The following is a 25595-nucleotide window of genomic DNA, read 5'->3' on the forward strand; positions in this document are numbered from 1 at the left end:
AGTTCAACCTGTAATGGGTAGTAGGGATGTGGATGAATGATCATAGGTATTTAAAAGAGGGATTAGATTGTTTGAACAATATTGCCCAATTTTATAAAAGTCTTCATGTTGATTCGCAAATAGTTCACGAGTATGCGCACAGGATTTTCGACTGGCCAACGAATAGATAAGATATTCTTCGCCCATTTTGGCCGCAAGGCTTAATCCTATTGGATAAGCGTGTTTGATTTGTTTTAAATAATACAGCTCATCGTAACGCGTATAGTCGTATAAGTTTTGCCAATAATCCTGTACACATAATTCAAACCATTGATGCCTATAACTTTTATCATAACGCCAAAGTGGACTATTAAATAAATTAAACTCCATCGCGGGTGTTGAGGATAAGGTTAGTAGTTGATTATGTTTATTGATGCGGGCAAAGGCGATATGATCAATTTCATGTATGCCTAAAACGTCTCGGAATACCGAAGATACTTTGCTCCTAAATGCAAAAAGGACTTCCAGTAACTCTGGATGACGCGTTACTTCATTACGACAATTTTCCATAAAACCATTCTTATTTTCAAGTTCCTTGCGGCCGGCTAAAATGCTTCACTGAAGCTAAAGCCAGATCAATAATTTTTTTTGACTGCTCTTCATTGGCATTGATTAAACTTACGTCATTTATCAACTCCATTAAGAAGTCAGAGACTTCTTGTTCCATAAGCGAGCTATTATATAGATTTGCTGCCTTGGTGAAAATATAGTGCAGTAATGTTTTACTAATTGATACCTTATCTTGCTCTAAACCGCGATCATCATGAGAGTCACCAAATAATAACCAGCCTGGCGAAACATGAAGTTTCGTAGCGATTTCAACCAGCTTTAATGGCTCAGGTATGGTTTCGCCGCGAAGGTATTTTCGACAAATTTGTAATGAATAACCGGTAATTTCTGATAATTTATGAATGCAAACGCCAGAAGTAGAGCGTTGCGAGTTAAAGCCTGCAGCGATCATGGCATCACGTAAGCGGTATGCAAATTGTTTTGTTAAATCAACTTTTTCCATGGGCGCGCAATAAATTTATAGAGTAGAAACTGTGCTGAATTGTAACAAAGACTGGCTCATCCTGCAAATTTTTATATTGAAAGGAAACTTTTGGTTTCGTTTAGAAATTAAGTGTTGACATTGGAAACTTAAGCGTTATAATGGCTCTGAAATTTACGGAAATATTTCACCAAAGTCCAAAATACATGGAAAAATATGGCACCCGATGGAACATCGTGTCATGAACAGTTCAACAAACAGGAATAGTGGTTTAACCATAGCGGTTAACCTCGCAAAATCAAGGCCTGAATGATAGGAATCATTCAGGCCTTTCTTTTTTATTAACTTAGGTTTCATTAATACGAAAAAAACAGTTAAGACGGCGCTTAATAATTTGTATGATGCGCTAAAAATCTATTGCGATAGGTCTAATCCGACAATAAGTGATTGGGAGTTCCTCCTGGCTGCAAAGGGAGAGTATGGCAAGAATCTGACCCCTCAATATAAAAGCACCGAATTAGAGTATTTAATTAAGCAACTTGATGCAAATAATCAAAAATTTAATGATATAGGCACTGGTTTAAAACAAATAAAAAACCAAATAAACATCGCGATTCAATCTTATTTGAATAGATATGATAAAGGATCTGATACCGATGCTCTTCATCAACCCAAAGTGGCTGTTATGAAAGTTATCCAAGCCTAGGTTAATGAACCAACTGAGACAAATTGGGGGGCGCTGGAAAAGGCCAGTGCAGATAATCCAGGTTGGGATAAAGGATGGTTCTCAAAAGTTAGATTTTTTATGTCTGAGGTGAGGTCGGCGCGTAAAGAACCGGAAGATGAAACAGAACGTCTTTCTGCTGGTCATCGGATTTAGACTGTTTCTGAACCTAACATTATTCTATTTAATTTGATTGCTGTTTAAGGAAGCCCTGGTTGCGAGCAACCAGGCTACTTAAATATTTAAGTGGTTTTTATACACCCATTCCTAATATGCGTATAAATTCACGATGAATTTCCGTCATACGATCTAGTTCGGTACCGCCTGGTTGTTGCCAGAAGGTAAGTCCTACTTTGCTGTTAGAGTGTTTTTTGGTTTCTTTTGGTGCGGTGACTTCTGGTTTGGGGGCGAGTCCAGAATCAAGTGATTTACTGCGCTGTCTTTTATGTCCTTTTTCTTCAACCATCGGTTCAGTTTTCTTTTTAGGAAGTTCTGCATCGGCAGAATTTCTTCGTGGTCTTGTCGTTGGTTTTGCGTTCTCGTTCGCTAAACGGTCGTTACGTTGCTGTAACTCCGCTTGTGCAAGATATTGCTCTTCAAGAATTTTATAAGTTACTTGTAAATGAGAGGGTTGCTTTTTAACTTCTGTGCTTTGTGTAGCAACAAATTGGGCAAGAATCTCTTCTTTTTTCTTAATGTTTTCATAGCTTTCATGAGTTGTTTTGATTTCGGAACTCTTCAGGTTTTTATGTTTTCCTAGAGTCTCATTGAGAAACAATATGTCTTTTGACAATAAAAAGCTTGGTCTAAGCACTTTCGGATCATTATTGTCCTCCATATGCTTTCTTAATTGTTTGAAGTTTCCAAGAGGGCTTATGTATACCCGAAGCGCATCATAGGTATCTCTGGAGCTATCTGCTAAGCCTACTAAATTTTTTAAATCAGTTTCTACTACAGATAAGCGCAACATAACTAAGGTGAATGCCTCATAATTTTGATGTTGGTTAAGAAGAATGTTGGCAACTTCTACCCAGCGTTCGAAGGCATGCAGTTTCGTCGCTCTTTTAGCATGTCCGGTAATATCAGCCTCAATGAATTTATCCATTACATTGTAGCACTGAAAATAATTTTGCATGTTGATACTGCCGTGGCTGATGTCAGAAAACCCAACCGGGTTTGCTATGTCATTTACTTCTAGTTTTTGAAAAGCGCTTCTTAACTGAATATCTAACAAGTCTGCATAGTCTTGTGCTAGACGGGTTTCAACTTGTTGGCAAAGGACGGTTTTTTCGGTGCTGGTAGCAAGTGCTTTTCGGACTCGTACTTTAGAAATCTGTTTATCCCACTCTTGGGATGCGAGGGGAGTATCTAGGAAGGAGTTATTTTCTTGATACCAATTTGAAAACGATCGTAAGGTTGTGTTTGTGCCTCTGAACCAATTTACAATAGTACTTATGGGGTTAATTGCCATGATTATTATTCTTATAAGTTAGACAACAGACGATCACTATGTATTTTCTTTGTCAAAAAGTCAAATGGTTAATTGCTTCAATAGTGTAAATAATAGGTTGCTTTGCAACAAGCACTATTATATACTGCCTAACTATGCTTTATGCAGGTCTTTTTATAGGCACGTAGCTCAGTGGTAGAGCACCACCTTGACATGGTGGTGGTCGGTGGTTCGATCCCACTCGTGCCTACCAATATAACAGAATTCTTTTAAGTTTATTAAGTGTAGAATATATTGCGCTTAGATTGTAGTTATTTTCAGATTATGTTAAGCCCTGCTCTGCAGGGTTTTTTTTTGAGATACAGTGATCGACGGACATACGGATACTAATCATGCCAAACATTAAATTACCTGATGGAAGTGTAAAACATTTTGAAGCGCCTCTGACTGTTTATGATGTGGCTCACAGTATTAGTCCTGGGTTGGCAAAAGCAGCTTTAGCTGGTCGTGTTGATTCAAGTTTGGTTGATACTTCCTATCTTCTTGAGAATGACTGTTCTTTAGTTATCATTACTGAAAAGCAAGAGGATAGCCTAGAGGTTATCCGCCACTCTACTGCGCATCTATTGGCGCAAGCAGTAAAAAGTCTCTTTCCTACAGCCCAAGTAACCATCGGTCCTGTGATTGAAGATGGCTTTTATTATGACTTTGCATTCCAACGAGCATTTACGCCGGAAGACTTAGAGCAAATTGAAGCGAAAATGATGGAGTTGGCTAAGGCTAATTATCCTGTGAGCCGCAGAGAGTTGCCACGCGATGAGGCAATTAGCTATTTTAATAGTATAGGCGAGGAATATAAGGCGAAGATTATTGCTGACATTCCCGCCGATGAAGTGCTTTCTCTTTATAAGCAAGGTGATTTTGAAGATTTATGCCGTGGCCCCCATGTGCCTTCGACGGGTTTCTTGAAAGCATTTAAATTAATGAAAGTAGCTGGCGCCTACTGGCGTGGCGATTCCAATAATGAAATGCTACAGCGTATTTATGGTACGGCTTGGGCAGATAAAAAATCTTTAGCAGATTATCTGTTCCGCATTGAAGAAGCTGAAAAACGTGACCATCGTAAATTAGGTAAAAGTCTTGAGCTCTTCCATTTTCAAGATATCGCTCCTGGGATGGTTTTTTGGCATCCTAAAGGCTGGACTATTTATCAAGAGCTTGAGCGTTACATGCGTTCACGCTTAGTGGATTTTGGTTATCAAGAAATTAAGACGCCACAATTAGTTGATCGCGTTCTCTGGGAAAAGTCAGGCCATTGGGCTAACTTTAGAGATGAAATGTTTGTTACCGAAACAGACAATCGCCATTATGCAGTAAAGCCTATGAACTGTCCTTGCCACGTGCAAGTGTACAACCAAGGCTTGAAAAGCTACAGAGATTTACCTTTAAGATTATCTGAGTTTGGTAACTGCCATCGTTGTGAACCATCAGGTTCATTACATGGTTTAATGCGAGTACGTAATATGGTGCAAGATGATGCCCATATTTTCTGTACCGAAGATCAAATTCAATCTGAAGTAGATATGATGTTGCAATTGGTGCAGTCAGTCTATGCTGATTTTGGTTTCCATGAAATTAAATACCGCCTCGCATTACGACCCGAAAAACGAGTCGGTAGCGATGAGGTTTGGGATAAAGCTGAAGATGCTTTAAAACAGGCGATGAAAGACCGCAATATCGAATGGGTTGATGCTCCGGGCGAGGGTGCTTTTTATGGTCCAAAGATCGAGTGTTCGCTTTCTGACTGTTTAGGCCGAATCTGGCAATGTGGAACGATACAAGTCGATTTCTCGATGCCTGGCCGCTTAGACGCGAGCTATATAGCTGAAGATGGCAGCAAGCAAACCCCAGTAATGGTGCATCGCGCAATTTTAGGATCTTTTGAGCGCTTTATGGGAATCCTTATTGAGCATTATGCTGGCAAATTACCTCTATGGTTGTCTCCAGTACAGGCCGTAGTTTTAACGATTAGTGAAAAACAAAACGCATATGCTGAAAAAGTAACCCAAATTTTACAAAAAAGAGGGGTTCGTGCCAACTTTGACTTGAGAAATGAGAAAATTGGTTTTAAAATTCGCGAACATACTTTACAAAAAGTCCCTTATCTTTTAGTGATCGGGGACAAAGAAGTCGAAGCAAACCAAGTCGCTGTGCGTACCCGCGAAGGTGCAGACTTGGGTGTGATGACAATAGATACAATTTGTGATACCTTAATGCAAGAAATTGCCCATAAGGGATCAATATCCAATTAACCAGTAGGGGAGATTAAGCCATTAGTGCACCGACTAAGCGTGAAAGTGATCGCGCACGAATTAACGAACAGATCAATGTACCTGAGGTACGCTTAATTGATGTCGATGGTAATCAGGCAGGAATTGTATCAACACGTGAAGCCCTGCGCGCTGCGGAAGAAGGCGGCTTGGACTTGGTGGAAATTTCCCCAACAGCCAAACCTCCTGTATGCCGTATTATGGATTATGGAAAGTTTCTCTTTGAACTGAGTAAAAAACAAGCTGAAGCTAGAAAAAAGCAAAAGCAAATTCAGATTAAAGAGCTGAAATTCCGTCCTACGACGGAAGATGGAGATTATCAGGTCAAGCTACGCAACCTGATCCGTTTCCTCAATCATGGTGATAAGGTCAAGATTACGCTGCGTTTTCGTGGTCGTGAGATGGCGCACCAAGAACTTGGTATGAAGATTCTGGAGCGTATTCAACGGGATACTGCTGAGTTTGCTGTTGTTGAACAACATGCAAAACGCGAAGGAAGACAATTACTGATGGTATTATCACCCAAGAAAACTAAGTAGCAGAACAAATGCGGAGTAATATGTTATGCCGAAGTTAAAATCACATCGTGGAGCGTCCAAACGCTTCATTAAAACAGCAAGTGGTCGAGTAAAACGCCGTGGCGCTTACAGAAACCATATTCTCACCAAGAAGTCTACAAAGCAAAAACGTCAATTACGCGTTGGAGCGAGTAGTTTGAAAGCATGCGATGCACGTTTAGCAGAACGTATGTTGCACGGTAGTTAAGGGGAGAATAGAAAATGCCAAGAGTTAAACGTGGTGTGACTGCCAAAGCGCGTCATAAGAAAATAATGGCCCAAGCGAAAGGTTACTACGGTGCCCGTAGTCGTACCTATCGTGTTGCCAAACAAGCAGTGATTAAAGCGGGTCAGTATGCTTACCGTGATAGACGCCAGAAAAAACGTCAATTCCGTGCATTATGGATTACTCGTATTAACGCACAAGCTCGTGAATGCGGATTATCATACAGCCGTTTAATTGATGGTTTGAAAAAAGCATCAATTGATCTAGATAGAAAGGTTCTAGCTGATCTAGCGGTTCACGACAAAGTTGCATTTGCTGCCGTTGCTGAACAAGCAAAAGCTGCATTAGCAAAATAATTGTTTTAGCGTGACTGTAACAACAGTTAACTAGAGCAACTATAAAATGTAATTCCTAAGGAGGCTCAGGCCTCCTTTTTACTTGTGGGTATAATTATGCAGGATATCACCGCCATACAAGAACAAGCTTCAGACGCAATTAATCATGCACAAGATGTTGCTGCGTTAGAATTAATTCGCGTTGATTTTTTAGGTAAAAAAGGCCGATTAACTGAAATCCTAAAAGGATTAGCTCATTTATCTGCTGAAGAAAAACCTAAAGTAGGACAATTAGTCAATCAGGTTAAACGCGATATTACCGCGCTGATTGAAGCGAAAATGTACGAGCTCAAAGAAAAGCAATTATTAGAAAAGCTTACGGCAGAGCAAGTTGATGTTAGTCTTCCTGGCCGTAATAAAGACAGCGGATCATTACATCCTGTAACCCAAGTAAAACATCGAATTAATGAATTTTTTAGTCGTTTAGGATTTGACATTGTTGATGGTCCTGAAATTGAGACTGAGTTTTATAATTTTGAAGCATTAAATATTCCTGGACATCACCCCGCACGTGCAATGCATGACACCTTTTATTTTGGGGATGGTCGTCTATTACGAACACATACGTCACCGGTACAAATCCGGACGATGGAGCAACGTACGCCACCATTTCGTTTGATCGCCCCAGGGCGAGTTTATCGTTGTGACTCTGATTTAACGCATACGCCAATGTTCCACCAGGTAGAAGGTTTGCTCATTGATAAGCAGGCTACTTTGGCTGGACTAAAAGGTCTTTTGCAAGACTTTTTCGCTCATTTCTTTGGACGCGAACTCGCATTAAGATTCAGACCCTCTTATTTCCCGTTTACTGAGCCTTCCGCTGAAGTAGATATTGAGTGCACTCAATGTGACGGTAAAGGTTGTCGTTCATGTAAGTTCACTGGCTGGTTGGAAGTATTAGGTTGCGGTATGGTTCATCCAAATGTTTTAAGAGCCGTCAACATTTCTCCTGATGAATATCAGGGGTGGGCGTTTGGAATGGGAATGGATCGATTAGCCATGTTGTATTATGGAATCGATGACTTGCGTATGATGTTTGAAAATGATTTTACTTTCTTAAGTCAATTTTAATTAGGTGGTAAGGACTATAAATGAAATTAAGTAAATTATGGTTACGTGAATGGGTTAATTTCACATTAACAGAACAAAAATTAGCCGATCAATTAACAATGGCAGGTCTGGAAGTCGATGCAGTAAGCCCTGTAGCTGGAGAGTTTACCCACGTAATCGTTGCTGAAGTTCTTAGTACTAAGCCTCATCCTGATGCAGATAAATTAACTTTATGTGAAGTAAACATTAACACCGATACACCTTTACAAATTGTTTGTGGTGCATCCAATGTGCGTGCTGGACTAAAAGTTGCATTGGCAATGATTGGTGCGGTTCTGCCTGGCGGCTTTAAAATTAAAGAATCAAAGTTGCGTGGTCAGTTATCTCAGGGGATGCTATGTTCAGTGGCTGAGTTGGGAATGGCGGAGCAATCTGATGGCATTCTGGAGTTGGAGCCCGAAGCGCCAGTGGGCATGGACTTACGTGAGTACTTGGCTTTAGATGACTATGTTTTTGATGTTGATTTAACCCCTAACCGCGCTGATTGCTTTAGCGTATTAGGAATTGCTCGCGAAGTAGCGGTACTAAATAAACTACCATTACTTGAGAAAGCCATTCCTGAAATTATTCCTAGTATTGATGATGTTTTGTCAGTGAAATTACAAAATCCCGAGGCTTGTGCACGTTATTGTGGTCGTGTTATTCGTAATATTAGTCCTCATGCAAGTACGCCTGTTTGGATGGGCGAGCGTCTACGCCGTGCAGGCATTCGTTCCTTGCATCCAGTTGTTGATATTATGAATTACGTCATGCTGGAACTTGGGCAACCAATGCATGCTTTTGATCTGAGTACGATTAACGGTGGAATTAATGTTCGCTTTAGTAATGAAAACGAACAATTAGAATTACTCGATGGACAAGAACTTCGCTTCAACGAGAATGTTTTAGTTATTGCCGATCAAGAAAAACCTTTAGCAATGGCTGGTGTTATGGGAGGAGCGAAAAGTGCTGTGCAAGAGCAGACAACAGATGTGTTCCTTGAAAGCGCCTTTTTTAATCCCATTACTATTGCTGGTGTTGCCCGGAAGTTTGGCCTGTTTAGTGATTCGTCACAGCGTTTTGAGCGAGGTGTTGATCCTTATTTACAAAGAAGGGCGCTGGAGCGTGCAACGGAGCTTGTTCTGTCGATTGTTGGCGGAAAAGCAGGACCTGTAATTGAAGCGAATAACAGCACGCATATACCTGCTACAGTTAACTTTGCTTTTGATACTGATAAAGTGAAGCGATTGACTGGCCTTAATATTTCACGTGAAGAAATGAAAAGTTTATTGCAGGGTATTGGTATTACTATTGTTAATGAACACAATTCGATTCTTGATGTGACTGCTCCTTCACACCGTTTTGATATTCAACAAGATGTTGATTTAGTAGAAGAAATTATTCGCCTCTATGGCTATGATAATTTAAAAGCAGAGCCGATGTTGGCTTCCGTACAAGCGGGAACAACGTGTGCCAATGAAGAGATTGCTACACGTGTGGCTCGTTGGTTTAGCGCTAATGGATATAATGAAACCATCAGTTACAGCTTTGTGGATCCACGGTTGCAAGAAGAACTTTACCCGCAATACCAAACCATGCAGTTATTGAATCCTATTTCATCGGAATTATCGCAAATGCGTGTGGGAATGTGGCCGGGTTTAATTGCTTCAATGATTCATAATGTTCATCGCCAACAACAGTCAGTAAAGTTTTTTGAAGTTGGGGTGGTTTTTGACATTAAACAGCAACAATTATCTGAGCGTCCTTGTGTTGCTGGGCTTATGATGGGCTCACTTGGGGATGTAAATTGGAGTGAAACCAGCCGGACCTTTGATTTCTTTGATTTGAAAGGTGATTTGCAATCGTTGTTTGCTGCATTAAAATTAAACCGAGTTGAGTTTATTGCGGCATCACATTCTGCATTGCACCCCGGACAATCCGCTGAAATTCTAGTGAATGGGGTATTTGCAGGATGGCTCGGCGCATTGCATCCACGTTTGGTTGATGCCTTAGATTTACAAGATGATGTGTTTTTGTTTGAGTTAAATTTAGATGCGCTCATTGGCCATGGTGCGCCTCGTTATAGGCCAATTTCAAAATACCCTCAGATTCGCCGAGATTTGTCGTTTTTAGTGGATAAGCAAATTAGTGTTATGCAGATTGAGTCGGCAATTAGAGCCGTCATCAAAGAAAATTGGTTAAAAGCCTTTGATGTATTTGATGTATATACTGGCCAAGGTATTCCAGAAGGTAAGAAAAGTTTAGCTGTTGCAATGACGTTACAAGATGATAGTCGTACATTAGTTGACGCTGAGATCAATTCTCTAATCGGTGCTATAATCAAAGCGTTAGAAAATGAATTTTCAATCATATTGAGGGAATAATCGTGAATGCACTTAGCAAAGCAATAATGTCTGAAACCTTGTGTGATGAATTAAACATGTCCAAAACTGCTGCAAAAGAAATGGTCGAAAATTTTTTTGAAGTGTTAAGGCATGCACTGGAACATGGTCATCATGTAAAGTTATCTGGCTTTGGTAATTTCACCCTAAGGGATAAGCCACAAAGACCTGGTAGAAACCCGAAGACTGGTGAAGAAATACCAGTTGTTGCCCGCAGGGTAGTTACATTTAAATCCGGTTTGAAGTTGAAAACCAAAATTGAAGAAATAGGAAAGTAGTTCGTTGACTTATTATTCGAAACATGTACTTTTATGCACTAACCAGAAGGCTGCAGGCAAGCAATGCTGCGCTAACTCTGGTGGTGAAGAGTTTTTTACTTACATGAAATCACGCTTGTCGGAACTGGGTATGCATGGCCCGGGAAAAGTTCGTGTGAGTAAATCAGGTTGTCTTGGACGTTGTGATTTAGGGCCTTGTGTTGTTATTTATCCTGAAGGTGTGTGGTATACCTATTCATCCTTTGCTGATATTGACACAATCATTGATTCACATTTAATTTCTGGGGTTATTGCCCAGGAATTAGCTATTGATCCTGAGCACGTATAAATCACTTTATATGTGCCTACGATGTGCGTTTAATCGCATCAATTAAGGAAAAATCGTAGGCTGGGCTGTAAAGCCCAGCAATAATTCTTTGATGCTACTCCGTTGCTGGGTTTTACAGCCCAGCCTACTGTTGAGTTCCAAGATATTTTCTTTGAGCCGATGTTATGATGTGAAAGCGTACATTGTTTTAGTCCAGTAATTAAACAATAGTATTATTGTTTCTTTAACTGAACAATATTTTTATAGTGGTTTTATCTCACAGAATTTGTTATATTTACGCGGATTTATTTATTTGTTTGTAAATTTTTATCCTTTTTACTTGTAGGATGTTTCTGTTTTGGTTAAAATCGCCCGTCCATGATAGAAGATTACTAATTTAGGCAGTTCGGAGTTCATTTAATGAAGACATTTAGTGCCAAAAGCCATGAAGTCAAACGTGACTGGTTCGTGGTTGATGCCAGCGATAAAGTTTTAGGTCGCTTAGCTACTGAGATTGCCCGTCGTTTACGCGGAAAACATAAAGCTGAGTATACCCCCCATGTTGATACTGGTGACTACATTATCGTCACAAATGCAGAAAAAGTTACTGTGACTGGTCGCAAATTTAAAGACAAAATGTATTACCGTCACACAGGTCACCCAGGTGGTATCAAATCAGATAGTTTTGAAAAATTACAGGCTAGAAATCCTGCTCGGATTATCGAATTAGCTGTAAAAGGTATGTTACCAAAAAATCCTTTGGGTCGTGAGATGTATCGTAAGCTGAAAGTATATGTTGGCAGCGAGCACCCACATACTGCACAACAACCCAAGCAACTTGATATTGAGGAATAAGTATTATGGCTGAAATGAAGCAATACTATGGCACTGGCCGTAGAAAAAGTTCAACAGCTCGTGTGTTTTTGCGTCCAGGTAAAGGTGAGATCAAAGTTAATGGTCGCACTTTGAAAGAGTATTTCTGCCGTGAAACTTCTTGCATGGTTGTGATGCAGCCACTAGAAACTGTTGAGTTAGTTGACAAGTTTGACATCTACATTACTGTTGTTGGTGGTGGTGTTTCTGGTCAGGCTGGTGCGGTTCGTTTAGGTATCGCAAGAGCTCTAGTTGCTTATGACGAGCATGGTTTAGCTGAAGATGCAGAGCCAAGCCCGGATTCATTCCGTAGAAAGCTTCGTGCTCGCGGTTTGCTAACACGTGATTCACGTCGTGTTGAAAGAAAGAAAGTGGGTCTACACAAAGCACGTCGTGCTACTCAGTACTCCAAACGTTAATCGTTTACTGGACACAAAAAACCCCGCAACAGCGGGGTTTTTTATTGGTGTAGGCTTTTTGGCTGCAGTAGTGTAGGCTAGGCCCATGGCTCAACCTATAATATAATCCTTAACTTAATTGTAGTGGCCAGGGCGAGTCCGGCTTACTTGTGCATTAAACGCCCGTGTACTCTAATATCATTTTGAGGTGCCCTCATAATGGATGAAGTTAGCAATCCAGAGCCAAATCAAAAAACAGATGATTCTGTAGATGAAAGCAGACGTCGCTTTTTACTAGGTACTACTTGTGTTTTAGGTGGTGTGGGTGCCTTATGTGCCTTGACTCCTCTTGTGTCGTCTTGGTTGCCAAGTGCTAAAGCACAAGCTGATGGTGCCCCTATTCAGGTCGATTTAAGTAAAATGGAGCCTGGTGAGCAAGCGGTTGTCGAATGGCGTGGAAAACCGGTATGGATTATTCGCCGCACTCAAGAAATGTTACAAAAACTTAATGAAAATGTAAGTCAATTAAGGGATCCTCAATCCTTCACTGCCCAACAACCAACTTATGCGCAAAATATACATCGCTCAATTAATCCTGAGTATTTAGTATTAATTGGTATTTGTACCCATCTTGGTTGCTCACCAAAATACAAGCCGACACTTGGGGAATTGGGGCCAGATTGGCCTGGAGGTTTCTTTTGTCCCTGTCATGGTTCTACCTTTGATCTTGCGGGACGCGTTTTTAAAAATGTGCCAGCACCTATAAATATGGAGGTGCCACCTCACTATTTTATTGATAAGCATACTTTAGTAATTGGTGAGAATAGTAAAACGTAGCCGTATTAGACGTAGTCGTAATACGGGAATTGGTACCGTACCTCCGTATTTGGACTTCGTTTAATACTGCTTCGTTCGTGATGACTTTAGAGACCTAATGAATGAAAAGATTATTTAAATGGTTGGATGCGCGTTTCCCATTGCTAAATACCTGGAAAGAATATTTTAGCGCTTATTATGTCCCCAAGAATTTAAATTTCTTCTATTTTTTTGGTTCTATTGCACTAGTTGTTTTAGCAAATCAGTTTATTACTGGTTTATGGCTTACAATGTTTTATACACCTACCGCTGAGCAGGCTTTTGCTTCCGTGGAGTACATCATGCGCGATGTCAATTACGGTTGGCTACTGCGTTATATGCATTCTACAGGGGCGTCCGCATTTTTTATTGTGATTTATTTACATTTATTTCGTGGTTTACTTTATGGCTCTTATCAACGGCCACGTGAACTAGTGTGGCTGTTAGGTATGCTATTGTATGTTTTGCTTTTGGCCGCTGCTTTTTTAGGATATTTGTTACCCTGGGGACAAATGTCCTATTGGGGCGCAGAGGTGATTACCTCATTGGTTGGTGGCATTCCTTACATTGGCAACAGTCTCGAAATTTGGCTAAGAGGTGATTACTCAGTAACGAATGCAACGCTACAGCGCTTTTTTGCTTTGCATGTTATTGCCATCCCCTTGCTTTTACTGCTCCTGGCTTTTTTACATATCGTTGCCCTGCATCAGGTCGGTTCAAATAATCCAGAGGGTATCGACATAAAAAATAACTTAGATCAGAATGGAAATCCAGTTGATGGTATTCCTTTCCATCCCTATTACGTTGTAAAAGATTTGGTGGGAGTACTGTTCTTTTTATTTCTCTTTTTTGCAGTAGTATTTTTTGCCCCAGAAATGGGGGGCTACTTTTTAGAACACAGTAATTTTGTTCCCGCCAATCCGATGGTGACCCCGGATCATATTGCCCCTATGTGGTATATGTCGCCATTTTATGCCATCTTGCGTGCTATTCCTGACAAACTTTTGGGGATTATAGGTATGGGAGCCGCTGTTGCCATATTGTTCCTTTTGCCCTGGTTGGACCGAAGCCCAGTACGCTCGATGCGCTATAAAGGCCGTTTTTCACGTATTATGTTAGGCCTCGGAGTCGCATCATTTTTAATTTTGGGGTACTTAGGTACCATTCCTGTTAATCCTCCACGTTTACTTCTCTCCCGTATTTGCGCCGTCCTTTATTTTTCATACTTTATTTTTATGCCTTTTTATACACGCTGGGAAGTGACACGCCCTGTCCCGCTTCGGATCGAGGGTTAATTATGTTAAAGCAACTAGTATTAGTAGTAGGGATCTTAGGATGTGTACTGGCCCCAATATCGGGGGCACAGTCTTTTGCTATTGATAATAAGCCTAGTTTGCAACGTGGGGCTAAGTTGTTTATGAATTATTGTTCCGGCTGTCATTCATTAAAATATTTACGTTACAATCATATGGCAGACGGTTTAGGCCTTATAGGCTTTGATGGACGTGTTGATGAGGATTTACTTAAAAATAATCTTATTTTTACCGAAGCCACGGTAAATGATCCTATTCGCATCGCATTGCCCCCAGAAGATGCGAAGCAATGGTTTGGGGTAGTACCTCCTGATTTATCTTTAGTCGCGAGAGCAAAGGGTGCCGATTGGCTATTTGCCTATTTTAAAAGTTTTTATACGGATAACTCCAGACCTTTTGGGGTAAACAATTTATTAGTGCCAGGGGTGGCTATGCCGAATATTTTAGAACCCTTAATCGGTGAAATGATCTTGGTGCGAGAGACAAAGGAGCATGCGACACACTTATCATTGGTTAAAGAAGGGGAGCTATCTTCCGCTCAACTTGATATTCTACTGAACGACCTGGTAAGTTTTCTTGTTTATGCCGGTGAGCCTACGCAAGTTGCTCGCCATCGGCTCGGGTTCTTTGTATTGGCGTTTTTGCTGGTGTTTTTATTAGTTGTATTCGCCTTAAAACGTGTGTATTGGCAAAAAACATCATAGTTTAGATAACAAAGTAACCCAAAAGGTTAAAAATATGGTAAAATATCACGTTTGTACTGTAGGGTAGGGATTTGAGTAATAGCTCAGTATCTCCTTCGAGAATTATTATCCCTAGGTGCCTTACCGTTTTTCATGAAATGATAGGAGTTGCTCATGGCAATTGTTGCAAAGCGCACTATAATGTCTTTATTTTCTGATATCGATGATGTGTATAGTCATCAGGTTCGTATCGTTTTGGCGGAAAAAGGAGTGAATGTTGAAATTCTACCTGCCAAGCAAAATGAACCCAGTGCTGATCTTTTAGCTCTGAACCCTTACGGAACAGTGCCAACTCTGATTGATAGAGAGCTTGTACTGTATGAACCACGCATTATTATGGAATATTTAGATGAGCGTTTTCCTCATCCTCCACTATTGCCTGTATATCCGGTTGCACGTGCAGAAACACGTAAAATGATGCATCGCATTGAACATGATTGGTATTACTTAATGAACCAAATTTTAAGAGATACTAATGTAGAACAGGCAAGAGCAAACTTGTTTGAAAGTTTAACTAGCTTAGATCCAGTTTTTGCTGACAAGCCTTATTTCTTAAGTGATGAGTTTTCGTTGCTAGATTGTGCATTAGCTCCTTTATTGTGGCGTTTACCTCGTTTAGGTATTGAGATTGGACCTGAATATAAAGGATTAATCGCATACATGCAGCGCTTGTTTAAACGTGAGTCGTTTCAAGTTAGCTTAACTGATGCTGAGCGACAATTAAGAGCGGCATAAACATGACTATGACATCAAACAAACCTTATTTAATTCGTGCTTTTTACGATTGGATTGTAGATAACGGATTAACACCTTATGTTCTGGTTAATACAGCCTACGTAGGTGTACAGGTTCCTCACGAGCACATTGTTGAGGCACGGATTGTGTTAAATATATCTCCAGCAGCCACCCGAGGGTTGCTATTAGAAAACGATCGTATCGTATTTACTGCACGCTTTTCAGGAAAAACAGAGCAAATTTTTGTTCCTCCTAGTGCAGTATTAGAGATTTATGCCAAAGAAAATGGTCGAGGAATTGCGTTTGAGCTTGAAGAAGAGCCTCCGTCTTCTCCTCCTCCTGCAACCGCTGGTGGAGATGTCACTGCGGCTATGGCTAAAAGCAAACCGTCGTTAAAATTAGTTAAGTAATATGTAGCCTGGATGGAGCGCAGCGCAATCCGGGATCGGCGCTTTATTCAAGTTCTAGATCTCGGGTTGCGCTGCGCTCCATCCAGGCTGTATTATTTTCAGTTCAAACCAGGGTCTGTTACCAGCCCAATCGTTATCGGAGCACACAGGTGATTAAACCAGAAAATGCCCTTTATCGTTGTGAACACATCAGAGCTTGCGAACAACAAGCAATGTCCTTATATCATCTAGATGAAAATGAGTTAATGTCTCGAGCAGGGGCAGAAGCTTTTGCGTACATTAAAAAACTTTATCCTCAGGTGAAACATCTCGCAGTATTTTGTGGTTCAGGCAATAATGCTGGTGATGGCTATGTAGTGGCGCGCTTGGCTCATGAAAACGGATTAACTGTTACGATTTATCAGGGCAAGGCTTTAGCTGATCTTCCGCATGCGGCGCAATACGCGGCATTAATGGCTATAGATGCCGGAGTTGAGTGCCAACCTGTTGACGAGCCTATTGATAGTGAGGTTGAGCTCATTGTTGATGCATTGCTAGGTATTGGCTTGCAAGGCCCTGTTCATGGGTTAATCGCTTCGGCAATTAATCAGATTAATGACAGCGGCATACCCGTGGTGTCTTTAGATATTCCATCAGGGCTTAATGTTGATACCGGTTGTGTTGAAAATCTTTGTGTTAAAGCGTCAGTTACTTTGACCTTTATTGCGCTTAAAGCTGGGCTGTATACAGCGGATGCTCCTGATTATTGTGGTGATATTTATTGTTGCCCTATCCAATTGGATGCTTGTGTTGCTAAACACCAACCTGCAGCTCGCTTGTTGGGACCGTCTAACATTGGATTGCCTTTAGCTGCGCGCAAAAAAAATTCCCATAAAGGCGATTACGGCCATGTTTTGGTGATTGGTGGCGGGTTGGGCATGCCAGGGGCGATTAGCTTGGCGGCTAAGGCTGCCATGCGCACTGGCGCCGGTAGTGTCAGTATTGCAACCTTACCAGAACATGCGAAAGGCGCTTTAGCCTTAATCCCTGAAGCGATGGTCTGGGGAGTTAATTCCGCACAAGAGTTGCAACCCTTGCTTGCCCGAGCAAGTGTTTGCGTTATTGGTCCTGGTTTGGGAGATAGTGATTGGGCGGTTAGCTTATTTTTAGCTGCGATTACGTCGCAATTGCCCATGGTTATCGATGCCTCAGCATTAAGACTCTTGGCAGAACATCCACAGTTGGATGATAATTGGATATTAACGCCACATCCCGGCGAAGCCGCTGCATTACTTTCTTGCTCTACAGAGCAAGTACAAAAGAATCGGTACCAGGCTGCTGCAAATATTCAAAAGCAGTATGGGGGAGTGGTCGTATTGAAAGGTGCTGGTTCAATAATTCAAGCCCCTGAACAAAAAACCTTTGTTTGCCCTAAAGGCAATCCGGCTATGGCGAGTGCGGGTATGGGGGATGTTTTAAGCGGCATTATTGCCGGTCTTTGCGCTCAAGGTATGTCATTACCTGAGGCTGCTCGGTGTGGGGTATATGCGCATGCAGTAGCTGGGGACAAAGTTGCTTATGCGCAGGGAGGAGCGGGGTTATTAGCTAGTGATTTGTTTGACGTTTTACCTTATGTATTAAATTATTGTGAATGAATTAAATAAAGTGGTTATTTTAGATTTGCCTGATGAGCAAGCCAGTGAGCGGTTTGCAACCCAATTGGCCTCTTGTCTTAGCCTTCCCCTTATTATCACCTTGAGTGGTGATTTAGGGGCAGGAAAAACAACGATTGTACGTGCTATGTTACGTGGTTTAGGCGTGACGTCTGCAATTAAGAGCCCAACTTTTTCGCTTGTAGAAAGTTATCCTTATCAGAATGAAGCCATTCATCATTTTGATTTATATCGTATTCATCACGAAGAAGAATTAGAATATTTAGGGTTTCGCGATTATTTTACGAAAGAGAGCATTTGCTGCATTGAATGGGCTGAAAAAGCAGGAAGGGCATTGCCTAAAGTAGATATTCGTTTTAATTTAAGTATAAAAGGGGTTGGACGCGAGATGCAAATTACTGCATCAAGTGATGCTGGCCAAAGAATTTTAGCCTGCCTCTCAGGGGAATTATGATCTTACGTTCATGGTCTTTATTGCTCGTACTGTTTTTTAGCTCGGTAGGAGCCTTCGGTGGCCAACTCAAGGCAATTGCTTTAAAACAACAAAAGAATCAAACGTCTCTTTTTTTCTCGCTTGATGGGCCGTTTATGCATAAGCTATTTGTCTTGTCTCAACCTGATCGTGTGGTTATTGATTTAAAAGACACGCAATTAGCAACTAATTTAAATCATCCAAGTTTAACTAATGCGCTTATTCAACATATGCGTACGGGGAATGCTGATTTCAGAACCTTAAGATTAGTTTTGGATATAACTCAAAAGGTACAAGTTCGTTCCGTTCCTTGGCAACCTCCTGGTGGTACGTATGGAGTGCGCGTTGATTTAATGTATACGAAAGAGCCAGTTACCGTGGCTGCAGTAGCCACACCTGTGCTTGCTTCTCCGGCTCCAGTTGCAGTAAAAGCTTCAGTGAAACTGCCGGTAAAACCTATTCTAGCGCGGCAAGCCCCTGTTAAAGTAAGTACTGGTTCAACCAAGGCATTACGTGACGTGATTATAGTGTTAGATGCTGGGCATGGGGGGAAGGATGCGGGGGCTCGAGGCCCGCATGCGTCTAAGGAAAAGGACGTGGTTCTGGCCATTACTCTTAAATTAAAGCGTCTTATTGATCAACAGCCAGGAATGCGTGCCGTATTAACCCGTTCTGGTGATTATTATGTGGGGCTTCGAGAGCGATTGGACATTGCCCGCAAATATAATGGAGATATCTTTGTCGCGATCCATGCGGATGCGTTCCATAATCCACACTCTAATGGCGCCTCGGTATTTGCTTTATCTCAACGAGGGGCAACCAGTGAGGCGGCACACTGGCTGGCAGAAAAAGAAAACTATTCTGAATTGGGTGGGGTGAATTTAGGCGAGTTAGATGATCGAAATGGTGTCGTGCGCTCGGTATTAATCGATTTATCACAAACCGCAACCATTAATGCAGGCTTAGAGATGGGTAAGCGCGTTTTGAATCAGTTAGGTGGTTTCGCAACCTTACATAATTCGCGTGTGGAGCAGGCTCGTTTTGTGGTGCTGAAGTCCCCTGATATTCCCTCCATTTTGGTGGAAACTGGATTTATTTCCAATCCTCGAGAAGAGCGCAATCTTACGAGTCCTGCCTATCAGTTGCGCTTAAGTCAGGCAATTTTTCAAGGGATAAAAGGTTATTTCTGGGAAAATCCACCTCATGGTTCGCGCATTGAGGCAATGATTACGAACAAGTTTCATTTAGTGCGGGCGGGGGAAACATTGCCAGCAATTGCTGCACGTTATCGGGTGACAGTGAATGCATTGCAGGCAGCGAACCATTTACGCGGCATAACACAGCTTAAACCCGGTCAAAAATTGATGATTCCTGCGACATGGGCATGAGAATACACCAATTACCGCCACTGATTGCAAACCAAATCGCTGCCGGTGAGGTCATTGAACGACCTGCATCTGTAGTAAAAGAATTGCTGGAAAATTGTTTGGATGCGGGCTCTGATGCGATTACGATTGAGATTGGTTATGGAGGACTGAATCAAATTAAAATCAGTGACAATGGCATTGGCATTGTTGCGGATGATCTTCCCTTAGCGATTGCGGCTCATGCTACTAGCAAGATTAATACCTTAAATGATTTATACGCTATAGAGAGCATGGGGTTTCGCGGTGAGGCTTTAGCCAGCATTGCTTCTGTGGCCAAAGTAACGATTAGTTCTAAACCCGCAGCGCAAGATACGGCGATGGCACTACGGGTGCAGGGCACGGAAGTATCCATTACTCCCTGCGCACGTAACCAAGGTACCACCATTGATGTGGTTGATTTATTTTTTAATGCACCGGTGCGGAAACGATTTTTGAAAGGTGAAAAATTAGAGTTCCAGGCTATTGAAACGGTGGTTAAACGTTTTGCCTTAAGTGCTCCAGGCATTGCTCTAACCTTAAAGCATAATGGAAAACAGATTTTAGCTCTACCCGCAGCAAGCAATGAACAAACCCGTTTAACCCGAATGACGCGCATTATGGGCGGCACGTTTATGAAGAATGCTATTTATTTGGATGTGGAACGTGGTGCTATGCGCCTGTATGGGTGGATTAGTGGTACAGGATTTCAGCGTAGTCAAAATGACCGTCAATGGGTTTATATTAACCAACGCATGGTCAAAGATAAGTTAATTACACATGCAATTAAGCAAGCCTATGATGATTTGCTATACCCCGGACGTTTCCCTGCTTGCGTGCTGTATTTTACTATTGAGCATGCTGAAGTGGATGTTAATGTGCATCCAACCAAGCATGAAGTGCGCTTTCAACAGCCGCGCTTGGTTCATGATTTTTTTACTTCCCAGCTTGCAACTGCATTGCGGTCGGTGGCAATTGAAACTGAGCTAGAGAAAAACTATAAACCAAATGATGAGGTCCTAGCTCCCCTTGCAAAAGAAATCTGTGAGCCCTATCCGAAATTGGAATTATTAAGTAGAGAGCGTACGCTCGTAGAAACGGATGTATCTTGGGTTATTTTAAATAATCAGTACATCCTTCGTTTCGTTCAGCATAAGCCCTATCTCATTAACCTTTTAGCCTTGCATCAACATGCGGTGCGGGAGCGTTTGGCACAACAGGCGTTACCTTGGGCGAGCCGCCCTTTGTTAGTACCTATTCGTTATACTTTACAGCAAGACTCAGCGCACAAGGTTACCGAGTTCACTCAAATCCTTGAACAATTGGGTATTCGGTGTGAACTTTCAGGCATACACGAAGTGCTGATTCGAACTATTCCTGTAAGTGTTCCCTATTTGGATTTGCGCTTATTTTTGGATGCTGTGGTTGCTTTAGATGAATGGAATTTGGAACGGCTTAGTGAATTAATGAGTCAGTCCCAAGTTTTTGACCCTCGATTATTAAGTCGTGAAGAAAAAATAGAATTGGATCAGGTCTTTGTTATGCTTCATGGAGGAGATGAGAAACGAGTTGGGCTCTTTAAAGCCTTAACAATTGCACATTGTCAGAGTTTGTTACATGTCTAAATTGATTTTTTGTTTAATGGGACCCACTGCATCAGGAAAAACGGCGCTAGCGATGGAGTTAGTTAAGCAGTATCCTTTGGAAATTATTAGCGTTGATTCTGCTATGATTTACCGGGATATGGATATTGGTACAGCTAAGCCCACCCCGGAAGAGTTACTAGTCGCTCCACATCATTTGCTCGATATTAAAGACCCAACGGAAACCTATTCAGCTGCGCAGTTTTGTACAGATACAACCTCTTTAGCGCATACAATTATCCAAAAAGGTAATATTCCCTTATTGGTCGGTGGAACCATGATGTATTTTAATGCATTACAACAGGGATTATCGGCCTTACCGGAAGCGAACTCAGAATTGCGGCAGCAATTAGAGGCGGAGGCCGCTCAGTATGGCTGGGAGGCTTTGCATCAAAAATTAACGCAAGTAGACCCTAAAGCAGCGTTACGTATTCATGCTAATGATACACAAAGGATCCAGCGTGCTTTAGAGGTTTATTATTTAACAGGAACGTGTTTATCTGATTTTTTAGATCAACAACAAAGGGAAGAATCTGCTTATACCTTTGTCAATTTAATCCTTTTTCCGGAACAGCGGGCCTGGTTGCATGAGCGGATTGCTTTGCGTTTTGATCAAATGTTGGCGCAAGGTTTTGTTGATGAGGTACAGCGATTGCAGCAGAAATGGAGTTTAACGACCAATATGCCTTCAATGCGTTGTGTTGGCTATCGCCAAGTATTGGACTATTTACACGGCAATGATGATTATCCTACGATGCGTGAAAAAGGCATAGCTGCTACTCGGCAGTTAGCGAAACGGCAATTAACTTGGTTACGGCATTGGGAAGAGGGAATGCGTTTTGATCCACAAAATACAGCTTTTGCTGACGAGGTTATAGCGAAAACTGGGGAAATATTAGATAATCGCTAAATGCTTCGTGGTGCATTGCACTTGATTCTTTGCCCCTTCGAATCAATAAGGGGTATTTTTTAATTGAGGAACACAATGTTAAAAGAACAACTAGAACCAGCAAGTACGAAAAAAAATTATGTAGTACATCGTGATCAATTACCTTTAAGCTGCCCTACAGATGATATGGTGTTGTGGAATGCGCATCCCAAGGTTTATCTACCCATAGATAAAACCGGTGTAGAAGTATGTCCTTACTGTGGTTCGCGATTTGTATTACAGAATGATTGATTCTATTTGTATTGTTCGATTATCTGCTTTAGGTGATGTCCTAATGGCGGTTCCGCTCATCAGGACATTGCAAGCCAGTTTACCACATGCCAAATTGACTTGGATTATATCCCGGCCTGCTTTTGATTTAGTTGAAGGGATGGATGGTGTTGAGTTTATCGTAATTGATAAGCCTCATCGTTTAGCAGATTATTGGCGTTTTAAAAAACAAATGGATGGTCGGGTTTTTGACGTACTGTTGGCTCCACAAGCCAGTTTGCGCACTAATTTTTTGTATCCATTTATTAAAGCGAAACGTAAGATTGGCTATGATGAGCATCGTGCTAATGATGCCCATGGCTGGTTCGTTAATGAGCGTATTACTCCGGGCTTTGAGCATACTTTGGATGGCTTTTTAAAGTTTGCTGAGGCTTTGGGTATCAAAGAAAAAGTGATTCGCTGGGATTTACCGATTACTCCTGAGGATTATGCATGGGCTGATCAACACTTGCCAAAAAGTGGGCCTATTTTGGTGATTAACCCTGCTGCAAGCAAGCCAGAGCGCAGTTGGCCTGTTGCTCGTTACATTGAGGTCTTACGCCTGGCTCAGGAAAAATGGCAGGTGCAGGTGGTGATTACCGGCGGTCCTGGCGATTTTGATAAACAATTGGCCGAGCAAATTCTTCAAGAGATTCCCGCCATTAATTTGGCTGGAAAAACAAAACCAAAGCAGTTATTGGCATTGATTAGCAAAGCAACGGTTGTTCTTTGCCCAGATACTGGCCCATCACACATGTCCACTGCGGTAAATACGCCGGTTATTGCTTTGCATGCTGTAACTAATCCGCTTATTTCGGGTCCTTACCTTTTCCAGCACTTGGTGGTGAATCGCTATCCAGAGGCTGCAGAGAAAATTTTAGGTAGTGCATCCATTGAGGATGTATGGGGACAGCATGTGCATGGCGAGGAAAGCATGCAGTTAATTTCGGTTGACGCGGTAATGGATAAGCTTTCTGAAGTGCTATCGTAAAGATACATAAGAGTAATGATTCAGAGCTGCAGGTTGGGCCTCTTGGCTGAGGTATCGACTGGTTTTATTTGAACAGTTTTTTGAATGAACTATTTTCAAATAGAGAAAGTTTCATCCTCTAGAACGCGGAAAACCATCCATAATTAAGCCATATTGTTAAATATGACACGTGGATCCTGCCTTCATGAGAACGATAACAAAAACGAGTCGATACCTCAGACCAGGAGCGTACCTATACTACCTAGCCATTGAATGGCTTAGATGAGTGTATCGGCGTGCTTGAACTGTCTTTGGGTGAGGTCGGTTCTGTCGTAAAGAGCGAGAAAATACTCGTTTTTTCTTCTTTGCGTGGGCTTGTTACCGCCCCATCTTTCCGGAAAGTTAACCCAGAGAATTCCTCCGTCATCAAAAGTTCACTTAATTGTTTTATTGTAGCAGAATAATTCAGTGATACTATTTTGTTGTCATTATGGGTAGGCGTTATCCCTTCTAGTAGCTGCAATTGTAATCCATCTTTAACAGCCGCATAGAGACTCATTCGGAAGTCTTCATTGTGTACGACACTATTAAAGAGAGCCGATGCTAATGATTGTTGCTCAAGTTTTTGCTCAACGCGGGAGGCTTGTTGTTTAGATTGTTCAACACTAACTAACGGTGCAGCAATTCCTTGAAGGGCTGAGGAGAATACGTGTATATACCAGATTTGTAGATTAAGCAGTTTCCCATCGAAGAATTCTTTTTCATCTGTTTGTAAGTTAATGATCCCCAATGCATTTAAATTATCTAATGTTAAATACTCTCGCGCTTCTATCTGAATAATTGCATTGATAAAGCGTAAGGCAATAAACGATATTAGGGAGCGTATTACCGAATCATTATTCGTTATATCATTTCGGTTCACTAAATCATGGTAGCCACGTTTTATAATTTCTTGCATGAGAGGCGGGAAGTTTTGCGGGTCAAGTAGTTGTGTTAACACCGAGGTGAATGATTGTTGCAGAGCTTCAATATCTTTTTGCTCTGCAGAAAAGCTTGCTGGTTTAAATTTATCGTCTAAGGAGGGGTGAAGATTAATCTTGGCAAAGAGTTGATTTAGCGTAAAAACGGTATTCCAAATGAATTTTTTAAAGTCATTCATACTTGGCTGAGCAAAGTAATGTTGAAGTAAGGTATAAATGAGTTGATTGCCACGGCACCAAGTGCTTTTGTATTCTAGTTTGAATAATTCAACAAAAACATGCATTAATTCTGACTCACTTAGATTTTCAAATAATGTTTTAGTGATGTCTAGATGACGTTTGTCGCTTGCCGCATTTAGGGCACGAATTCCCCAGGAATACTCTCGTGTTGCCAATGCAATTACAAATTGAGAAGCCTTTTCACGATCGCAGGCGAATAAGTCATCAAAATAAGTTTCCAGGTTATCTTCAATCTGCGATGGTCGTGGTGAAAGCGGGGATTGCTTGGCATTTGAAGAGGATGCTACCGAGATATTAAGAGACGGCACCTTGTAAAAACTAATGTTTCTTGGGCGTTGCTGCGCGTATTCTTCTCTTAATTGAGCGCTGTTTGACGAGCCTGGTTTTTTTTCTTTAGGTGATATATCCAATACCGGTATTTGCGGAATTGACGATTCGGTGAAGGAGCGCTGGCGGCCATGCTGGGCTTTTTTTGGTGTTTTCGTTTTTAGTTCCGATGAGCTTGATGAACTCGCTTCATAGTTGTTCTGGACATTAAGAGCATCGATTAATTGCTTTTGCACATAAGCCACAATGTCAGCGAAGGAAAACTGTATACCTTTACTTTCTTTTATTTGCTTAAAAGTTTTCTCACTGGGCTTAAAAAGTTTTTCAAAATCGACTTTTGAGTTCAATTTGCTGAGTAACGTGATTAATTCTTTTTTTACTTGAGTGTAGGTTGTTTTAAACGATTCCTCTGATGAGCTTTTCGATTTGCTATTAAGTTCGCTGGTTATTTGTGCTACATCAACAAGTTTTTTCAGTGTTTCTAGACGTTTCAGTTCAAGTTTATCATTTTGTTTTGCCGCATCAGTAGCTGTTTTTATAATAGCAACTAAGAGTTGGTATTTTTCATGGATGTTCAGGTGCATTGAGAATCTCT

General features: G+C 41.4%; 27 protein-coding genes and 1 tRNA gene. 24 read left to right on the plus strand and 4 right to left on the minus strand.

Annotated elements, in window-relative coordinates:
- Window positions 1-3 precede the first annotated feature (3 nt).
- The gene (locus J2N86_RS02870) at window positions 4-549 is read right to left on the minus strand and encodes a hypothetical protein (protein ID WP_252580865.1); all 546 of its coding nucleotides are present in this window, start codon (window positions 547-549) and stop codon (window positions 4-6) included.
- Between the two features lie 16 nt (window positions 550-565).
- A complete protein-coding gene (locus J2N86_RS02875) occupies window positions 566-1051 on the minus strand; it encodes a helix-turn-helix domain-containing protein (RefSeq protein WP_252580866.1) in 486 nt (161 codons plus the stop codon).
- Window positions 1052-1424: 373 nt separating this feature from the next.
- Between J2N86_RS02875 and J2N86_RS02880 the strand changes: the two genes are divergently transcribed.
- A complete protein-coding gene (locus J2N86_RS02880) occupies window positions 1425-1736 on the plus strand; it encodes a hypothetical protein (protein WP_252580868.1) in 312 nt (103 codons plus the stop codon).
- A 271-nt stretch (window positions 1737-2007) separates the two neighbouring features.
- On the opposite strand, the gene J2N86_RS02885 is transcribed toward J2N86_RS02880, so the two are convergent.
- On the minus strand, window positions 2008-3225 hold the full coding sequence (locus J2N86_RS02885) for a RasGEF domain-containing protein (RefSeq protein WP_252580869.1): 1218 nt from the start codon (window positions 3223-3225) through the stop codon (window positions 2008-2010).
- Between the two features lie 157 nt (window positions 3226-3382).
- On the opposite strand from J2N86_RS02885, the gene J2N86_RS02890 reads away from it, so the two are divergent.
- The 23 genes from J2N86_RS02890 to J2N86_RS03000 all read left to right on the plus strand — a co-directional run bounded on the left by J2N86_RS02890 (window position 3383) and on the right by J2N86_RS03000 (window position 23474).
- Window positions 3383-3457, plus strand: a tRNA-Val gene (locus tag J2N86_RS02890).
- A gap of 139 nt (window positions 3458-3596) precedes the next feature.
- Entirely contained in the window at window positions 3597-5516 is a 1920-nt protein-coding gene (gene thrS / locus J2N86_RS02895) for a threonine--tRNA ligase (protein WP_252580871.1), read from the plus strand.
- A 20-nt stretch (window positions 5517-5536) separates the two neighbouring features.
- Window positions 5537-6073, plus strand: a complete 537-nt coding sequence (gene infC, locus J2N86_RS02900; RefSeq protein WP_252582328.1) for a translation initiation factor IF-3 — start codon at window positions 5537-5539, stop codon at window positions 6071-6073.
- A 25-nt stretch (window positions 6074-6098) separates the two neighbouring features.
- Window positions 6099-6299: a 50S ribosomal protein L35 gene (gene rpmI / locus J2N86_RS02905; RefSeq protein WP_252580873.1), complete on the plus strand. Its 201-nt coding sequence runs from the start codon at window positions 6099-6101 to the stop codon at window positions 6297-6299.
- A 14-nt stretch (window positions 6300-6313) separates the two neighbouring features.
- The gene (gene rplT / locus J2N86_RS02910; RefSeq protein WP_133136559.1) at window positions 6314-6673 is read left to right on the plus strand and encodes a 50S ribosomal protein L20; all 360 of its coding nucleotides are present in this window, start codon (window positions 6314-6316) and stop codon (window positions 6671-6673) included.
- 96 nt (window positions 6674-6769) lie between these two features.
- Window positions 6770-7783: a phenylalanine--tRNA ligase subunit alpha gene (gene pheS / locus J2N86_RS02915; protein WP_252580875.1), complete on the plus strand. Its 1014-nt coding sequence runs from the start codon at window positions 6770-6772 to the stop codon at window positions 7781-7783.
- Window positions 7784-7803: 20 nt separating this feature from the next.
- Window positions 7804-10185, plus strand: coding sequence for a phenylalanine--tRNA ligase subunit beta (gene pheT / locus J2N86_RS02920; RefSeq protein WP_252580877.1), 2382 nt, complete (start codon window positions 7804-7806; stop codon window positions 10183-10185).
- Between the two features lie 2 nt (window positions 10186-10187).
- Window positions 10188-10481, plus strand: a complete 294-nt coding sequence (locus tag J2N86_RS02925) for an integration host factor subunit alpha (RefSeq protein WP_165485130.1) — start codon at window positions 10188-10190, stop codon at window positions 10479-10481.
- Window positions 10482-10485: 4 nt separating this feature from the next.
- Entirely contained in the window at window positions 10486-10809 is a 324-nt protein-coding gene (locus tag J2N86_RS02930; RefSeq protein WP_252580878.1) for a (2Fe-2S) ferredoxin domain-containing protein, read from the plus strand.
- A gap of 399 nt (window positions 10810-11208) precedes the next feature.
- A complete protein-coding gene (gene rplM, locus J2N86_RS02935) occupies window positions 11209-11643 on the plus strand; it encodes a 50S ribosomal protein L13 (RefSeq protein ID WP_252580880.1) in 435 nt (144 codons plus the stop codon).
- A gap of 5 nt (window positions 11644-11648) precedes the next feature.
- Entirely contained in the window at window positions 11649-12080 is a 432-nt protein-coding gene (rpsI, locus tag J2N86_RS02940; RefSeq protein WP_252580882.1) for a 30S ribosomal protein S9, read from the plus strand.
- Window positions 12081-12278: 198 nt separating this feature from the next.
- The gene (gene petA / locus J2N86_RS02945) at window positions 12279-12896 is read left to right on the plus strand and encodes a ubiquinol-cytochrome c reductase iron-sulfur subunit (RefSeq protein WP_252580884.1); all 618 of its coding nucleotides are present in this window, start codon (window positions 12279-12281) and stop codon (window positions 12894-12896) included.
- Between the two features lie 101 nt (window positions 12897-12997).
- Window positions 12998-14209 (plus strand): cytochrome b, encoded by a 1212-nt coding sequence (locus tag J2N86_RS02950; RefSeq protein ID WP_252580886.1) that lies wholly within the window; start codon window positions 12998-13000, stop codon window positions 14207-14209.
- Window positions 14210-14211: 2 nt separating this feature from the next.
- On the plus strand, window positions 14212-14931 hold the full coding sequence (locus J2N86_RS02955) for a cytochrome c1 (protein WP_252580888.1): 720 nt from the start codon (window positions 14212-14214) through the stop codon (window positions 14929-14931).
- A gap of 153 nt (window positions 14932-15084) precedes the next feature.
- Complete coding sequence (locus tag J2N86_RS02960) at window positions 15085-15705, plus strand: glutathione S-transferase N-terminal domain-containing protein (protein WP_252580890.1); 621 nt, start codon at window positions 15085-15087, stop codon at window positions 15703-15705.
- Window positions 15706-15707: 2 nt separating this feature from the next.
- A complete protein-coding gene (locus tag J2N86_RS02965; protein WP_252580892.1) occupies window positions 15708-16115 on the plus strand; it encodes a ClpXP protease specificity-enhancing factor in 408 nt (135 codons plus the stop codon).
- Between the two features lie 212 nt (window positions 16116-16327).
- Window positions 16328-17749 carry an NAD(P)H-hydrate dehydratase gene (locus J2N86_RS02970; RefSeq protein WP_407658981.1) on the plus strand — a complete coding sequence of 474 codons (1422 nt, stop codon included), beginning with the start codon at window positions 16328-16330 and terminating at the stop codon, window positions 17747-17749.
- Window positions 17742-18221, plus strand: a complete 480-nt coding sequence (gene tsaE, locus J2N86_RS02975) for a tRNA (adenosine(37)-N6)-threonylcarbamoyltransferase complex ATPase subunit type 1 TsaE (protein ID WP_407658966.1) — start codon at window positions 17742-17744, stop codon at window positions 18219-18221. Before J2N86_RS02970 ends, tsaE begins: the two co-directional genes overlap by 8 nt.
- Window positions 18218-19627: an N-acetylmuramoyl-L-alanine amidase family protein gene (locus tag J2N86_RS02980; RefSeq protein WP_252580895.1), complete on the plus strand. Its 1410-nt coding sequence runs from the start codon at window positions 18218-18220 to the stop codon at window positions 19625-19627. Before tsaE ends, J2N86_RS02980 begins: the two co-directional genes overlap by 4 nt.
- Entirely contained in the window at window positions 19618-21267 is a 1650-nt protein-coding gene (gene mutL, locus J2N86_RS02985; RefSeq protein ID WP_252580897.1) for a DNA mismatch repair endonuclease MutL, read from the plus strand. The genes J2N86_RS02980 and mutL overlap by 10 nt, the downstream gene beginning before the upstream one ends.
- Window positions 21260-22195, plus strand: coding sequence for a tRNA (adenosine(37)-N6)-dimethylallyltransferase MiaA (gene miaA / locus J2N86_RS02990; protein WP_252580899.1), 936 nt, complete (start codon window positions 21260-21262; stop codon window positions 22193-22195). Before mutL ends, miaA begins: the two co-directional genes overlap by 8 nt.
- A gap of 75 nt (window positions 22196-22270) precedes the next feature.
- The gene (locus tag J2N86_RS02995) at window positions 22271-22465 is read left to right on the plus strand and encodes a zinc-finger domain-containing protein (RefSeq protein WP_133136772.1); all 195 of its coding nucleotides are present in this window, start codon (window positions 22271-22273) and stop codon (window positions 22463-22465) included.
- On the plus strand, window positions 22458-23474 hold the full coding sequence (locus tag J2N86_RS03000; RefSeq protein ID WP_252580901.1) for a glycosyltransferase family 9 protein: 1017 nt from the start codon (window positions 22458-22460) through the stop codon (window positions 23472-23474). Before J2N86_RS02995 ends, J2N86_RS03000 begins: the two co-directional genes overlap by 8 nt.
- Window positions 23475-23715: 241 nt before the next feature.
- On the opposite strand, the gene J2N86_RS03005 is transcribed toward J2N86_RS03000, so the two are convergent.
- Window positions 23716-25584: a hypothetical protein gene (locus tag J2N86_RS03005; protein WP_252580902.1), complete on the minus strand. Its 1869-nt coding sequence runs from the start codon at window positions 25582-25584 to the stop codon at window positions 23716-23718.
- Window positions 25585-25595 lie beyond the last annotated feature (11 nt).

Origin of the sequence: Legionella lytica (assembly GCF_023921225.1) — a bacterium.
Lineage (GTDB): Bacteria > Pseudomonadota > Gammaproteobacteria > Legionellales > Legionellaceae > Legionella > Legionella lytica.